At 50.9% G+C, this 16,430-nt stretch carries 11 protein-coding genes; 7 read left to right on the plus strand and 4 right to left on the minus strand.

The genetic code is table 11. From position 1 onward, the window contains the following. Window positions 1–185 precede the first annotated feature (185 nt). Both LOZ86_RS00240 and dcuR read left to right on the plus strand, forming a co-directional pair. Window positions 186–1,814: a sensor histidine kinase gene (locus LOZ86_RS00240; protein ID WP_111778598.1), complete on the plus strand. Its 1,629-nt coding sequence runs from the start codon at window positions 186–188 to the stop codon at window positions 1,812–1,814. After that, a complete protein-coding gene (gene dcuR / locus LOZ86_RS00245) occupies window positions 1,807–2,529 on the plus strand; it encodes a two-component system response regulator DcuR (protein WP_039513843.1) in 723 nt (240 codons plus the stop codon). Before LOZ86_RS00240 ends, dcuR begins: the two co-directional genes overlap by 8 nt. A gap of 95 nt (window positions 2,530–2,624) precedes the next feature. On the opposite strand, the gene LOZ86_RS00250 is transcribed toward dcuR, so the two are convergent. Further along, window positions 2,625–3,968, minus strand: a complete 1,344-nt coding sequence (locus tag LOZ86_RS00250) for a 2-hydroxycarboxylate transporter family protein (protein ID WP_039513840.1) — start codon at window positions 3,966–3,968, stop codon at window positions 2,625–2,627. 594 nt (window positions 3,969–4,562) lie between these two features. Then, window positions 4,563–5,246: a hypothetical protein gene (locus tag LOZ86_RS00255; RefSeq protein WP_230242751.1), complete on the minus strand. Its 684-nt coding sequence runs from the start codon at window positions 5,244–5,246 to the stop codon at window positions 4,563–4,565. Window positions 5,247–6,222: 976 nt separating this feature from the next. Between LOZ86_RS00255 and dppA the strand changes: the two genes are divergently transcribed. The 5 genes from dppA (at window position 6,223) to dppF (ending at window position 12,000) form a co-directional block, all read left to right on the plus strand. Beyond that, complete coding sequence (dppA, locus tag LOZ86_RS00260) at window positions 6,223–7,830, plus strand: dipeptide ABC transporter periplasmic-binding protein DppA (protein WP_039513836.1); 1,608 nt, start codon at window positions 6,223–6,225, stop codon at window positions 7,828–7,830. Window positions 7,831–8,063: 233 nt separating this feature from the next. Then, entirely contained in the window at window positions 8,064–9,083 is a 1,020-nt protein-coding gene (dppB, locus tag LOZ86_RS00265) for a dipeptide ABC transporter permease DppB (protein WP_039513834.1), read from the plus strand. 13 nt (window positions 9,084–9,096) lie between these two features. Beyond that, window positions 9,097–9,999, plus strand: a complete 903-nt coding sequence (dppC, locus tag LOZ86_RS00270; RefSeq protein ID WP_039513832.1) for a dipeptide ABC transporter permease DppC — start codon at window positions 9,097–9,099, stop codon at window positions 9,997–9,999. A gap of 13 nt (window positions 10,000–10,012) precedes the next feature. Next, window positions 10,013–10,993 carry a dipeptide ABC transporter ATP-binding protein gene (gene dppD / locus LOZ86_RS00275; protein WP_039513829.1) on the plus strand — a complete coding sequence of 327 codons (981 nt, stop codon included), beginning with the start codon at window positions 10,013–10,015 and terminating at the stop codon, window positions 10,991–10,993. After that, complete coding sequence (dppF, locus tag LOZ86_RS00280) at window positions 10,990–12,000, plus strand: dipeptide ABC transporter ATP-binding subunit DppF (protein ID WP_039485240.1); 1,011 nt, start codon at window positions 10,990–10,992, stop codon at window positions 11,998–12,000. The genes dppD and dppF overlap by 4 nt, the downstream gene beginning before the upstream one ends. 59 nt (window positions 12,001–12,059) lie before the next feature. Here the strand turns inward: dppF and LOZ86_RS00285 are convergent, their stop codons facing one another. Both LOZ86_RS00285 and LOZ86_RS00290 read right to left on the minus strand, forming a co-directional pair. Then, a complete protein-coding gene (locus LOZ86_RS00285; RefSeq protein WP_039513826.1) occupies window positions 12,060–14,300 on the minus strand; it encodes an NEL-type E3 ubiquitin ligase domain-containing protein in 2,241 nt (746 codons plus the stop codon). 292 nt (window positions 14,301–14,592) lie between these two features. Further along, the gene (locus tag LOZ86_RS00290) at window positions 14,593–16,263 is read right to left on the minus strand and encodes a methyl-accepting chemotaxis protein (RefSeq protein WP_039485244.1); all 1,671 of its coding nucleotides are present in this window, start codon (window positions 16,261–16,263) and stop codon (window positions 14,593–14,595) included. Window positions 16,264–16,430: the final 167 nt, after the last annotated feature.

The raw sequence follows: 16,430 nt of genomic DNA on the forward strand, positions 1-16,430 counted from the left end.
CAGTACTGCTGGCTTTCCTGATGCGAAACATGCCTGACACAAGAAATGTACCGCAACGTTAAGCCAAATTTCCTTTCTTCAAGCCTACGCCCTGTCCTTGTGACGGGGCGTATGCATCACGGCACGCGAAACGCGACGAAACAGTATAAGATAACGGTGTGATGATGGTGGTTTCGGAGAGTGACATGGGCAAGAAAAAGGCACCGCTAAAGCTGGGAACATCGGTGTTTCTGATGGTGTCGGTTGTGCTTGGCGCGGCGTTGCTGGTGGTCTATTCCTTGCTGTTTTTTCGCATTAATCAGCTTTCAGAAGATCATCTGCGAGAAAAAGCCTTTGCCATTGCTCGCACATTTGCAGCCTCTCCCGTGGTTATTGATGAACTGAAAGGGATTGGTCGGCCTGAGGAAGTGCAGATTGCGGCGGAGACGATTCGTCAGCGTAATCAGCTGCTCTTCGTTACGGTCACGGACATGGATACGGTGCGCCATAGCCACCCTGAACCGGAAAGAATTGGTGAGCATTTTGCCGGTCGGGATATCTACCCCGCGCTGCTGGGTATGGAAAATACCGCCATCAACCGGGGTACGCTCGATCCCGCGCTGCGGGTTTTTACGCCGGTTTTCGACAACAACCATAAGCAGGTTGGCGTCGTCGCGCTGGGGATTGCCTTAACCAGCGTGCAGGAGGTGATCAGCGATAACCGCTGGATGATTCCCTGGACGCTATTGGCGGGGGCGCTGGTCGGCTGGCTGGGCACGTTGATTCTGGTGAAGGTGCTCAAGCGCATTATGCTGGGATTCGAGCCGTTTGAGATCTCGAACCTGTTTGAACAGCGTAACGCGATGCTCAAACACATCAAAGAAGGCGTTATCGCGGTCGATCAGCATGGTCGGATTACGGTCATCAATGATGAGGCGCGACGGCTTTTCCGGCAGAATAAGCCACAGGGCAGTGAAACGCCGGCTTCGAAGCCAACTGAACGCGTCAGCGACCAGTGGCTTGAACATCTGCACCTGAAGCAGGTACTGGAGAGTGGTACGCCGCGGCGCGATGAAGAGATTAGCTTTAACGGCCACCTGCTGCTGACTAACACCGTTCCGGTTTTTGTGAAGGGCGACATTATCGGTGCGATTGCGACATTCCGTGATAAAACGGAGATCAGCCAGTTACTGCAACGGTTGAGTGGGATGTCCTACTATGCGGATGCGCTGCGTGCGCAGTCGCACGAGTTTATGAACAAGCTGCACGTGATCTTGGGGATGCTGCACTTAAAATATTACTCGCAGCTGGAAGATTATATCCTGAAGACCGCCAATAATTATCAGGCGGAAATTGGTTCGATTATTCGTAAAGTGAAATCGCCAGTGATTGCCGGCTTCCTGTTGGGTAAAATCAACCGCGCACGCGATCTCGGCATTACGCTCTCCATCAGCGAGGAGAGTCTGCTGCCGGATACCGATGATGTCGATGCCACGAATGAATTGATTACCGTGTTGGGTAATCTGATTGAGAATGCGATGGACGCGATTGATAGGCAGGAAAACTGCGAAATCAGCGTGAGCTTCCACCATCAGAATGGCCGCCTTCACTGTACCGTGGGGGATGACGGCCCCGGCATTTCGCCGGAGAGTCAGGCGCGCATTTATGAACAGGGATTCTCTACCAAAGGCAGCGGGCGCGGTATCGGCCTGTACCTGACCAAGCAGAGTCTGGAGAAGATTGGCGGCACTATCGAGTTTGAATCAGAACCTGAGGTGTACACCCAGTTTTTCGTTACTATTCCTTATCAAGCAAGGCTGTTTGACCATGATTAATGTACTGATTGTTGATGACGATGCCATGGTTGCAGAGCTTAACAAATCTTATCTGAACCAGGTTTCTGGATTTAGCTGTTATGCGACCGTCCCCACATTGCAGCAGGCGCGAAACCTGCTGATGCAACCTGACTCGGAAATCGATTTGGTACTGTTGGATATTTATATGCAGCAGGATAATGGACTGGATCTGCTGCCGACTATCCGTGAATTCAGTGAAAAGACGGACGTCATCATCATCTCGTCTGCCAGCGATGTGTACACCATCAAGAAAGCGCTGCACTACGGTGTGGTGGACTATCTGATTAAGCCTTTCCAGTTCTCGCGTTTCGAGCAGGCGCTGACCGCCTATCGCGAAGAGGCGAACTTGTTCAAGCACCGCGATTTTGTTGGGCAGTCGGATATTGATAACCTGATTCGTCGTACCAGCAGTAGCACGGTTAGCGAACGTAAGAAATTGCCGAAAGGGCTGACCAGCCTGACGCTGCGTACCGTCTGCGAGTGGATTGAAGGCAATCAGGGCATCGAGTTCTCTACCGAAATGCTGGCGAACGCGATTGGTATCTCCCGCGTCTCCTGCCGTAAATACCTGATCTACCTGTCTGATACTGGCATCTTGACCACCAATATCCTGTACGGCTCTACCGGCCGACCGGTTTATCTGTATCGTCTGCTGCCAGAAAAGCAGGACTCACTGCACCAGTATTGTGAATAGAAGGCTGTGAATAGGCCTTGATGAATAAAGAGCGGTAAATAAAAACGCCACGGCAATCACCGTGGCGTTTTCGTTAGTGGGGAACCGTGGTTGGGTTAGACAACCCAGCCCAGCAGCAGCGTTGCGGCGATGACGGTAGATGCACCGCCGATACGGGTAGCGATCTGTGCGAACGGCATCAGAGACATACGGTTAGAAGCGGACAGAATCGCCACATCACCTGTACCGCCCAGCCCGCTGTGGCACGTGGTTACGATGGACGCTTCAATTGGATACATGTTCAGGTAAGGCGCAATCAGGAAGCTCACCAGCGCCATGGACAGCACCACAGAACCACAGACGATGACATAACCCACAGAGAATACCGCTACGACGCTTTCTAGCGGGATATACAGCATGCCCAGTCCGATCATCAGCGGCCACACCAGAGAACTGGAGACGAACTTATAAACGCTGTGTGCGCCCGTTTCCATAATCGCTGGAATTACGCGTCCGTATTTGCAGAAGACGGCGATCAGAATCATCAGAACGGGGCCTGGGATGTGTACCAGTTTCTCAAACAGGCCACCGACGATGAAGAAGGCGCAAATCATCAACAGTCCGCCGCCCATTAGGTGAAAATCGACCGGCTTTGGCGCTTCGTTGACGGCAAACATGGCATTGTCTTCATCGCTGCGAACCAGACGGCCTTCGCCGTTCAGATCCTTGCGGCGCATACCCAGACGGGACAGCACGCCAGCACACAGAATCGCGAAGATGTTACCGACAACGGCTGCGGGCGCTAGCTGAGCGACATAGACATCCGGGCTTTCTCCCAGAATCGCAGAATAAGCTAAGGATAACGGCAGGATGCCTTCGCCAATACCACCGCCGATGATTGGCACGATGATGAAGAAGAAAGTGTGATAAACGCTGTAGCCGCACAGTTTACCAACCAGCAAACCGGTTGCCAGCGCGGTTGCGGTGCCGACGACCAGCGGGACGAACATGCGTACCATCCCCTGAATCAGGATCTTGCGGTTCATACCCAGGATACTGCCGACCACCAGACAGGCGATGACGAAATACAGGAAGTTCGCCTCTTTCATCAGCAGGTGGACGGTTTTCATGGTGTTATCGTTGAACAGCTCAAAATATACCATAACGGAAGGCACCATCAGGCACAGAATGGCCGGGCCGCCGATATCTTTGAACACGGGAATATTGCTGCCAATGTGTGCCAGTAAAAACCCCATTGTCATGATGATGGCGAAACCGCCAATCATATTTTTAGGCAAATATCCTTCGTAGGCAGCGATAGCGACAATGGCGGCAATCGCCATAAAAAGCGCAACGGGAACGGAGCCGATTTTCTTTTTAAAAAATCCCCCGATAAACGATTCTTGTGTTTCCAGAGCGAGATCGTTCCCACATAAAATATCAGTTTCAATTTTTTTCATTATATTCACCCTGCTAGGACAGTTGGTACAGAAAGAAATGACATACCTGCCGTGTAATCTCGTTGAGATATTGGTAACGCATCGTTATCGACGCATCTTATTGGCTTTTTGCTTGCCGATATCGGTGTGGGTATCGAGCGTTGCTAATGCCAATGGCGGCAGGATGTTTATTATAAGAAAGCAGAAAAATACGTTTTTTTGTTTTTTATCAGTTAGTAACAAAAAGATAAGAAATAGTTGATGTTATTTAACAATGAATCATGTTGGAGGGTAATCTAGCATGAGGGAATGTTAAAAATAATACGTTAATTACGTATTTGTGAACTTATCAGCAACTCCATTTTAAATAACTTATATTATTTTTTTGTAATTAAAATAATTTATTGAGAGGATATGGGGAATTAAAACAGAAGGAGAGGTAAATCACAGAGTGAAAATACCACTTTATGAGAATAAGTAAATAGCGTGTTTTCATTTTAGTGAGAATATTTATTTAACTAAAATAGCCAACTAATTATTGAGCAATATCATTGTCTGCCAGTAGATACCCTGCCACGGGGATAACCCGAGAGGGCAGGGACTCTGGCTGACATATTACTTTTTCAAACGATAAATGCCGTCAAAATGGACATTCATTCCGCCACATTTACCATTATCTTCCACGATCAAATTGCCGTTAATCAGCTGCATTACGCCTTTGCATTCAAACTCCTCAAGCGAATCACCCCATTGGAGCCTATTGCCGTTTGGTATTGCCGAGGCAGAAATGTTTCCGTAATGGACAATTCGTTCACCATAACTTGATACTCCACCATGCCATGTGGCCTTACCTTTTAGATGAAGCGTGCCGTTTTTCCCGCGGGTAATTTTTATGCTATCACTATACTGATGCCACGAACCGAGCCAGGCGTTGATGCCTGCCGTGTTGATGGGCTGTTTTTCAAGATAACTCGATTGCATCCAGCCGACGAATTCGGATTGTTTGCCAAAATGCCAGACGCAGGACCAACCGTCTTTTTCCTGCGCCACCAGCACGCTGTCACCTGCTTTCAGGCTGGTTTTACTCTGGCAAACCGCCTTATTATCCGGGCATCCATCCCTTACATCATCATCGTAAAAGTGGACTTTATCGCCATGCGCCGCCGTGATTTTGGCGACAGAGTATTGGCCTGAATAACTGGGAAACCCGCCGTTACGGCACATCACCATCTCATAATCAGTACTCGCAAAACTTGAGAATGGGATACATAAAAATAAAACAGTCACTATTCCTTTCATCGCCCCGTTTTCCTTGTCAAAAACATTCCAGTACAACGATAAGTATTGCTACTTTAATTAATTTTATCAAAAGCTTATTTGATACGCATCGTCAAAATATGAAAGGTAACATCGTGTCTGATCTCGGCGAGAAATGGGGGTGATATCCACGGTGTATAGCAAATCAAGTAAGAGCAGAGAGTATTGAACGGAATAATGTGTGTTTGCGGCCCATTAAAGGAGGGGGAAACCACGTTTTTTATGTCGTATAGAGTTTTTTTATGTAGCGTAGATAGTCATTTGGCTACTTATGGTACCGTGGTAAATATCAGAATTTCTTATTATCTGTCAGAGTTTTCACCTGTTGTTAACGTTTTTAACAAAAAATAGTGCTCAAATCTTGGACATGTAAGACCAGATGACTATAGTTTTTTTAATGGTGATAATTTCTTTATGTCTGCAATGTATCGGTTTTTATCGCTGTTTTTTCATCAAAAGACAAAACATCTGCCTTCATTGGGGTGGTGAACGTGTATTTTCTCTTTTAAGAAAATGTAAGGAAATTTTGTAAATCCTTACAGCTTATATTGACGTCACCGCCATCTGTTGAGAAATTGAGGGCGTCATAGGGATATAAGGAGGAAAGCAGCGGCTTGTCTGAATGATTCTACGTCTTCATCCAGCATCCGTGAGCGGGTTGTGGCGCTTCAAGGTATACGTTGTAGTTATTATGACTATATCCAACAGCGTGGCGGCCATCGGTTTTGGTAACCACCTTTCCTCTTCCTCATTATTTGAATTTTGCCTTCGGGCGACAGGGTACAGACCACAGCACCTAAAAATACAGGTCTGGCCAACCATACCCAATTGATTTCGAGATGCATGACGGAATATCAGAGCTGTTAACCACTGTGCGTTTAACGACAGTATTAACGCGTATGCAGCTTGGAGTATGGCGGGTATAGCACACAACATCATCCACAATGGAGCACAAGTAATGGAAAAATCCCTGGTTAAATCAAGGGTGTTGAAGTTCGGCCTTGGCTTGCTTGCCATGTCCGTCGCTGCAGGCGTTCAGGCAAAGACGCTGGTGTACTGCTCAGAAGGCTCCCCAGAAGGTTTTAACCCGCAGCTGTTCACCTCCGGTACCACGTTTGATGCCAGCTCTATTCCTATTTATAACCGTCTGGTGGAATTTAAAGACGGCACCACGGACACCGGTCCGGGTCTGGCTGAAAAATGGGATATTAGCGAAGACGGCAAAACCTATACTTTCCATCTGCGCAAGGGCGTGAAATGGCAAGACAGCAAGGATTTCAAACCTTCTCGTGAATTCAATGCCGATGATGTGATTTTCTCCTTCATGCGTCAGCAGGATGCCAACCATCCGTACCACAAGGTATCTGGCGGCAACTATGAATACTATCAAGGCATGGGGATGCCAGAACTGGTCAGCAAAGTCGAAAAAGTAGACGACTACACGGTTCGCTTTGTGCTGAGCCGCCCTGAAGCGCCGTTCCTGGCAAACCTGGCGATGGACTTCGCGTCCATCCTGTCAGCGGAATACGCGGATAAGATGCTGAAAGCCGGTACACCAGAGAAGATTGACCTGAACCCAATCGGTACAGGCCCATTCCAGTTGCAGCAGTACCAGAAAGATTCCCGTATTCTGTACAAAGCCTTTGACGGCTTCTGGGGCACCAAGCCGGGCATTGACCGTCTGGTCTTCTCTATCACGCCAGATGCATCTGTACGTTACGCCAAGCTGCAAAAAGACGAATGCCAGATCATGCCGTATCCAAACCCGGCCGATCTTGCTCGCATGAAAGAAGACAAGAACATCACGTTGATGGAACAGCCTGGCCTGAATGTCGGCTACCTGTCTTACAACGTTGAGAAAAAACCGCTGGATAACGTCAAGATTCGCCAGGCGCTGAACTATGCGGTGAACAAGTCTGCCATCATCGATGCGGTCTATCAGGGCGCCGGCCAAGCCGCAACCAACCTGATCCCGCCGACCATGTGGGGCTACAACAACGACGTTAAAGACTACAGCTACGATCCTGAAAAAGCGAAAGCACTGCTGAAAGAAGCGGGTATGGCTGACGGTTTCTCTATCGACCTGTGGGCAATGCCGGTACAGCGTCCGTACAACCCGAACGCCCGTCGTATGGCGGAAATGATTCAGTCCGACTGGGCGAAAGTGGGTGTGAAGGCCAAGATCGTCACCTACGAGTGGGGCGAGTATCTGAAGCGTGCGAAAGACGGCGAGCACCAGACCGTGCTGATGGGCTGGACTGGCGACAATGGGGATCCAGATAACTTCTTCGCGACCCTGTTCAGCTGTGACGCTGCCAAAAATGGCTCCAACTACTCCAAGTGGTGCTACAAGCCGTTTGAAGATTTGATCCAGCCAGCGCGTGCCGTTTCCGATCACGAAAAACGTATTGAGCTATACAAACAAGCGCAGGTTGTGATGCACGATCAGGCTCCGGCGCTGATTGTCGCGCACTCCACCGTGTACGAGCCAGTGCGTAAAAATGTGAAAGGTTATGTGGTTCAGCCACGTGGCGTGCATAGTTTCAACAACGTGACATTGGATTAAGTCAGCCACTCGTTTTTCACGGACATTAAAAACCCCGACCTTGCGGTTTCTCGTTAGAGGAGCCGTGGAGGCGGGGTTTCTTGCCCGTTAAATTTTATGGTGGGTTTCCTCCCCACCACCCTGTGGACCGTCGTACACGACGTTTAAAATCGTTCCTGACGATTTTTTATGCTGTGAGCAATGATAAGCCTGATGGCCAATGAGCCAACGGGCATGAATAGAGAGTTCGGGATATGTTGCAGTTCATACTCCGGCGTTTGGGGTTAGTTATCCCAACGTTTATTGGTATCACCCTATTAACCTTCGCATTCGTGCACATGATTCCGGGCGACCCGGTGATGATCATGGCGGGGGAGCGGGGTATCTCCGCCGAGCGTCATGCGCAATTGCTGGCTGAAATGGGGCTGGATAAGCCGCTTTGGCAGCAATACCTCCACTACATTGGCGGGGTGATGCAGGGCGATCTGGGGATCTCCCTCAAGAGTCGTATCCCCGTGTGGGAAGAATTTGTGCCTCGCTTCAAAGCGACGCTGGAACTGGGTATCTGCGCGATGATGTTTGCTATCGCAGTGGGGATTCCGGTTGGTGTGCTGGCTGCGGTCAAACGCGGTTCCATTTTCGATCATACCTCTGTTGGCCTGGCGCTGACGGGCTACTCCATGCCTATCTTCTGGTGGGGCATGATGCTGATTATGCTGGTCTCCGTTCAACTTGACCTTACCCCCGTTTCGGGACGCGTCAGCGACACGATTTTCCTTGATGACAGCATGCCGCTGACCGGCTTTATGCTGATCGATACCCTATTCTGGGGCGAGAAAGGCGACTTTATCGACGCGGTTGAACACATGATCCTGCCTGCCATCGTGCTGGGTACGATTCCACTGGCGGTGATTGTGCGTATGACGCGCTCCGCGATGCTGGAAGTGCTGGGCGAGGATTACATTCGTACCGCGCGCGCCAAAGGGCTGAGCCGTCTGCGCGTGATTGTCGTGCACGCTTTGCGTAATGCGATGCTGCCAGTGGTAACGGTAATCGGTTTACAGGTCGGCACCATGCTGGCCGGGGCGATCCTGACGGAAACCATTTTCTCCTGGCCGGGGCTGGGACGGTGGTTGATCGATGCGTTGCAGCGTCGTGACTATCCGGTGGTTCAGGGCGGCGTACTGCTGGTGGCAACCATGATCATTCTGGTGAACCTGCTAGTAGATGTGCTCTACGGTGTGGTTAACCCACGCATCCGTCACAAGAAATAAGGGGAAGGCTAAGATGACACACGTCACTGAACCTGTTGTAAATAGCGCACCGAAGCCGATGACCCCGCTACAGGAATTCTGGCACTATTTTAAACGTAACAAAGGGGCGGTTGTTGGCATGGTGTATGTCGTGCTGATGCTGATTATCGCCATTGGTGCCAACGTGTTGGCACCGCATGCGCCCGCCGAGCAGTTCCGCGATGCGCTGCTTCGTCCGCCGGTCTGGCAAGAGGGCGGAAGCTGGCAGTTTATTCTGGGAACGGACGACGTCGGGCGTGATGTCCTGTCCCGTCTGATGTACGGCGCACGTCTGTCGCTGTTGGTTGGCTGTCTGGTCGTCGCGCTGTCGCTGGTGCTGGGCGTGATCTTCGGCCTGCTGGCCGGATATTTCGGCGGTGTGGTCGATGCGCTCATCATGCGTATCGTCGATATCATGCTGGCGTTGCCGAGCCTGCTGCTGGCGCTGGTGCTGGTGGCCGTCTTCGGACCTTCTATTGTGAACGCCTCGCTGGCGCTGACCTTCGTGGCATTGCCGCACTATGTCCGTTTGACCCGCGCCGCGGTGCTGGTGGAAGTCAACCGCGATTACGTCACGGCTTCACGCGTGGCGGGAGCCAGTTCGGCACGCCAGATGTTCGTCAACATTCTTCCGAACTGCCTGGCACCGTTGATTGTGCAGGCTTCTCTCGGCTTTTCTAACGCCATTCTTGATATGGCTGCTTTGGGTTTCCTCGGTATGGGCGCACAGCCGCCAACGCCAGAGTGGGGCACCATGCTGTCGGACGTTTTGCAGTTTGCGCAAAGCGCCTGGTGGGTGGTGACGTTCCCCGGCGTAGCAATCTTACTGACGGTATTGGCGTTTAACCTGATGGGGGACGGCTTGCGTGACGCTCTCGACCCCAAACTCAAGCAGTAGTAGAGGTAGAGAGATGGCGTTGCTCAATGTAGATAAACTGTCGGTTCACTTTGGTGATGAGGATCTGCCGTTTCGTGCGGTCGATCGTATCAGCTATCAAGTGGAAGAAGGGCAGGTGGTCGGTATCGTCGGGGAATCCGGCTCTGGTAAATCCGTCAGCTCGCTGGCGATTATGGGGCTGATTGATTACCCCGGCAAAGTGATGGCCGACAAGCTGGAATTTAACCAGCGTGATTTAACGAAAATTTCTGAGAAAGAACGGCGTAATCTGGTGGGTTCTGAAGTCGCGATGATTTTCCAGGACCCGATGACCAGCCTGAACCCGTGTTACACCGTGGGCTACCAGATCATGGAGGCCATCAAGGTGCATCAGGGCGGTAATCGCAAAACCCGTCGTCAGCGAGCGATTGACCTGCTGACGTTGGTCGGGATTCCCGATCCGGGTTCGCGTCTTGACGTGTATCCGCACCAGCTTTCCGGCGGGATGAGCCAGCGCGTGATGATCGCGATGGCGATTGCCTGTCGGCCGAAGCTGCTGATTGCCGATGAACCAACCACGGCGCTGGACGTGACCATTCAGGCGCAGATCATCGAACTGCTGCTCGAATTGCAGCAGCGCGAGAACATGGCGCTGATCCTGATTACGCATGATTTGGCGCTGGTGGCCGAAGCGGCACACCACATCATCGTGATGTACGCTGGGCAGGTGGTTGAATCAGGCAAAGCGGCGGATATTTTCCGCGCACCTCGTCATCCGTATACTCAGGCGTTGCTGCGTGCGCTGCCGGAGTTTGCGGTGGATAAAGCTCGCTTAGCATCGTTGCCGGGTGTGGTGCCGGGGAAATATGACCGCCCGAACGGCTGTCTGTTAAACCCACGCTGCCCCTATGCACAGGAGCGCTGCCGTCAGGAAGAACCTGGGCTGCGCGATATTCCTGGTCGTCAGGTGAAATGTCATACACCGCTCGATGATGCGGGGAGGCCGACCCTATGAGTGAACTGAACGCAACACCGCAGCCGTATTTGCTGCATGCGATTGATTTAAAGAAACACTATCCGGTGAAAAAGGGCTTTTTCGCGCCAGAGCGGATGGTGAAAGCGCTGGACGGCGTTTCCTTTACGCTGGAACGCGGTAAAACGCTGGCGGTGGTGGGAGAATCTGGTTGTGGAAAATCCACGCTGGGTCGCCTGCTGACGATGATCGAAACCCCATCGGATGGCGAACTGTACTATCAGGGGCAGGATCTGCTGAAGCACGATCCGCAAGCGCAGAAACTGCGTCGGCAGAAGATCCAGATCGTTTTCCAGAATCCTTATGGATCGCTTAATCCACGTAAGAAAGTCGGTCAGATCTTGGAAGAACCGCTCCAGATCAACACTGAGCTGTCAAAAGCCGAACGCCGTGAAAAAGCGCTGGCGATGATGGCGAAAGTGGGGTTGAAAACGGAGCATTACGATCGCTACCCACATATGTTCTCCGGCGGCCAGCGTCAGCGTATCGCTATCGCCCGTGGGTTGATGCTGGATCCAGATGTGGTGATTGCTGATGAACCCGTTTCGGCGCTGGACGTGTCGGTTCGCGCACAGGTGCTGAACCTGATGATGGACTTGCAGCAGGATCTGGGGCTGTCTTACGTCTTCATCTCGCACGATCTGTCCGTTGTCGAACATATCGCTGATGAAGTGATGGTGATGTATCTGGGCCGCTGTGTCGAGAAGGGCAGTAAAGATGCCATTTTCAACAACCCGCGTCACCCGTATACGCAGGCGTTACTTTCTGCGACGCCACGCCTGAACCCAGATTTACGCCGTGAGCGCATCAAGCTGACGGGTGAGTTGCCTAGCCCACTGAACCCACCGCCGGGATGCGCGTTCAATGCCCGCTGCCAGCGTTGCTTCAGCACCTGCACCCAGTTCCAGCCACAGCTGAAAACCTACGGTGAGCAGCAGGTTGCCTGCTTTGCTGTCGATCAGGATGAACAGGGTACGGTTGTAGCCTAAGGTTCCTCGTCCCCCACGCGGCGTTGATAAGGCGTGGGGGAACGTGATGCGCTTAGGTGTTATCGCTGCTCTGGTGCTGTTTTTTGTTTCCAGTACGGGGTGAAAAGTGTGTGGGGGAGTATTTTCTTGGTCATGGCTTCAAACACGGTTTCTTCGGTCTTTTTGAGCACTTCTACACCTAGATCGCGTATGGCATCATCGTCGTTTTCCATCTTCAAAGGTTTGAGTTTGGTTTCAACCGATTCGCTAAACGCTTTCTCATAGTGTTGGTGTTTTTCGTCATTTGCTTTTTCCCATTCATCAGGGGCTATGCGCTCCACGGTCTTATGCCATGCGCGCCACTGCGAAAACCAAGACAAAAACTTGTTGTTTTCAGCATTTTTGACAGAATTTTCGGCATTAATTAGGTCATCTTCAGTGATATTTGAAATCTCAAAGAATTTCATTTCAGGGGTGATGGTAGTCAATTTAAGCTTATTTCTCAGGCTGTTCTGGTAGCCAAGGCCCACTTCAATTTCATCTACTTTTACTTTGCCGTCCTTATCCCATTGCTGAATTTTTTCTCTGGCAATGCCTTCGAGGCTATCAAGGCGAAATTTTTCCCGCCCAATATCGACCAGTTTGGGAAGGTCGTTATCGTACTTGCCGGATTCAGCATGGTGTGTTCTTTCTGCACTTTTCATCTCATGGTAGGTCAAAGTAACCCGGTCTACACAGCTTGTGGTGGCATCTATCGCAATATCGAAGGTTTTCTCCCTCATGCTGCTGTCATTGACGAGTCGCGTAAGCCAGTCGGAAACCTCCTCTTTGAATTTGGGATGTTTTTGTGCGGTTTCTGTCTCACTGAGCCTGTCCAAAAAGGCGCTGAATGCAGGGGCATCTTGCTCATCGTTGAAGGCTGCCCATTTGTCCGATATCGCAACAGTTTGCCAATCTTTAACGGATTCTGGCAGTGGCCTCGGGGGGAAGGGGTTATGGCTGACGTCAAGGTAGATTATTCCCTGTGGCAGGGAGACTGGCAGAGTCTCCAGTCTGTTATAGCTGGCATCAAGGTAGGTTATTTTCTGTGGCAGGGAGACTGGTAGAGTCTCCAGTCCGTTAGCGCTGACATCAAGGTGGGTTGTTTCCTGTGGCAGGGAGTCTGGTAGAGTCACCAGTCTGTTATCGCTGATATTAAGGTAGGTTATTTTCTGTGGCAGGGAGACTGGTAGAGTCACCAGTTTGTTAGCGCTGACATCAAGGTGGGTTGTTTCCTGTGGCAGGGAGTCTGGTAGAGTTTTCAGTCTGTTATTGCTGATATTAAGGCGGGTTATTTTCTGTGGCAGGGAGGCTGGTAGAGTCTCCAGTCTGTTATCGCTGAGATTAAGGTGGGTTATTTTCTGTGGCAGGGAGACTGGTAGAGTCACCAGTTTGTTAGCGCTGACATCAAGGTGGGTTGTTTCCTGTGGCAGGGAGTTTGGTAGAGTTTTCAGTCTGTTATTGTTGATATTAAGGCGGGTTATTTTCTGTGGCAGGGAGACTGGTAGAGTCTCCAGTCCGCAATTTCTGGCATCAAGGACGACTATCTGCTCCGGCAGGATGTTTGGCAGGGCAGTCAGTGGGTTATCGCTGACATCAAGGTGGGTTGTTTCCTGTGGCAGGGCTGGCAGAGTAGTCAGTAAGTTATCTCTGACACAAAGGTGGGTTATGCTCTGTGGTAGGGTTGGCAGGGTAGTCAGTGAATTATTTTCGACATTAAGGTAGGTTATTCCCTGCGGCAAGGTGTCTGGCAGGGTTGTCAATTCTAAACTTGCTAAGTTTAACGAAGTGAAATTATTCTTCCAGCATGCCTGAATCCATTTTTCAGCAACGTGACGCTTTTCAGCTTCTCCGTCAGGAGACGCACATACCCATTTGTGCAGTGCTATTAGCCCCTGTGCAGCGTTGTGGTCATATTCACTCAGCGTGAGCGCGATAGACGTGGGGGTATCATTGCCACTGGGGACGATGGTGCAGACTGTCTCCCCTTTTCCGCCCAGGCGCTCGGTGACGAGGTTATTTTGATATTCCGGAGAAAGTAGCGTCTGCAACTGCAAAAAGTTGAATAATCGATCCCGTGGTGAAACGTCGGTGGCTGGCTGGTAAAAATCACGCAGTAGTGCTTCAGCGTGAGTCTGATTTGACAGAGGGAACCATTCTTTTGTTATCTCTGCCCACAACGGAGAGTCTTTGGATTGATGCTGCTGGTCTCTGACGTTGTTTATCTGACAGCCGTTTGTGGTTGTGTGAGAAGATGCAGGATATATATTGAAGTTTGGCATAAACTTTCCTTTGTAAGATTCCCCAGTGGCTTGCCGAGGTTGTTTTTAAATCAAAGGAACAGTTTGTTGAGTATCTCATGGTGGGGATATCAAAAAACGGGAAAGGGGACGTCTGTCACACGTCGGTGCATCATGTGTAAAATCAACCGATCGGCTTTGATGCTGCTATCTACGCTCTGGCGGATTAAAATAGGGAAAGATATTGCGTTTGTAGTTCGTGAACGCTAAAAATCAAATCAACCCATTTAAAACAATGGGTTGATTTGATTTTGGACTGTCTTTTGATTAACGGTTAAAAGGTTTCCCAGTTATCACGGCTTGAGCTGCCTGACTTGCCAGCCAGAGCCAGCCTCGGTGCCGTCGGCTTCTTCGCCTGTGACGTCAGCCGTGGCGCTGGCGTCTGAACGCCGCTGATTTTGAACACGCCCATTAATTCCAGCAGCGTTCTGGCCTGCTCACTCAGGCTGTCGGCGGCGGAGGCGGATTCTTCAACCAGCGCGGCGTTCTGTTGGGTCACCTGATCGAGCTGATTCACCGCATCATTCACCTGAGATACGCCCTGTTCCTGTTCGTGCGTGGTCAGGCCGATCTCATTGAGCAAGTTGGCAACCTGCTGAGATTTTTCGACAATGTCTTTGATGGTGATGCCCGCGTCGTTAACCAGCTTCTCACCCATTTCCACGTTAGCCACGCTGACGCTAATCAGATTTTTGATTTCCCGCGCGGCGGAAGCGGAACGCTGCGCCAGAGAGCGTACTTCACCGGCGACCACGGCGAAGCCACGGCCTTGTTCACCGGCTCTGGCTGCTTCAACGGCAGCATTGAGCGCCAGAATATTGGTCTGGAAAGCAATGCTATCGATGACGCCAATAATATCGCCGATCTTACGCGAACTGGTGGTGATATCTTCCATAGTGCGCACAACGTTACTGACCGCATCGCCGCCTTTTTGCGCCGTCGTGCTGGCGGAATGGGCCAGTTCTGTTGCGGTGCGCACGGTCGCAGCATTCTGCTTCACCGTGGTATTCATTTGTTCCATTGAGGCGGCGGTTTCCTGAAGATTCGCGGCCTGCTCTTCTGTACGCTGGCTCAGATCGGTGTTGCCCATCGCAATCTGCGTCGCGCCCGTGGCGATAGATTCGCTGCTCTGATGCACCTGACCGACGAGGTTGCTCAGGTTTTGACGCATATCTTCCATCGCGGCCAGCACGCTAGTGGTATCGCCGTCGCGCAGTTCAATCGAGACGGCCAGATTCCCTTGTGCAACCTGACGCGTGACTTCCAATGTGTAGGCTGGCTCTCCCCCGATCTGACGTTTAATGGTTCGGGTAATCCACCATGAGATCATTGCCCCCAGTACGACAGAAAGCAGGGCGATAATCACCATCAGTGTACCTGCGCTAGTGGCATTCTTTAAAGACTGGTCGGCGATTTCCACTGTAAGTTTTTCTTGCCAGTTAACCATGTCATTCAGAGCCTTGAAGACGGCATCCTGCTTGGCCCGCACATCGGTTAATAACAGATGTTGAGCCTCGCTGTTCTTGTTCGCCATTGCCAATGCGATGGCGTCTGTATAGCTACTGCTATAGGCTGGGCGCACGCGCTCCAATACCGCGACCAGTTCCTGAGCATGTTTATCGACGGCGCTGTCGTGGATTTTTTTGAGTAGCACGTTATTGCGGGAAATCATCTCCTCAATACGCACTTTCTCTTCCTGCAATTGCCGACTGTCTTCCAGCATCGTCAGGTTTCTGATGGCAAGGGCATTGGTGTTTATGTTGTCTTTAAACTCCTGCATTATCAGGAGATTGGTAATGCGGACCTGCGACAGCAGCTGGATGTTTTCCCCAAGCTTGTCGAGCTGGATGCGGCCAAATATAGCCACCAGAAATCCGATAGCGATGACCAGGGTAAAGCCAGTCCCTAGCATTTTACCCAGGCTACTATTCTTGATGAGATTCATTATGTCCCTTATTATATGTTGAGAACGAATATGGTTGGTACTGGCGTGCTTTAAATGTGAAATAGGCGTTGCGAAAATGTATTTATTTTGCAAGTACTATCACGTTGATACCCTAAAGATTCGCGTCGCAGAAAGATGAATAAACATGCGGCTTGAAGAATGACAGG

This window comes from Pectobacterium parvum, assembly GCF_020971565.1.
Classification (GTDB): Bacteria; Pseudomonadota; Gammaproteobacteria; order Enterobacterales; family Enterobacteriaceae; genus Pectobacterium; species Pectobacterium polare.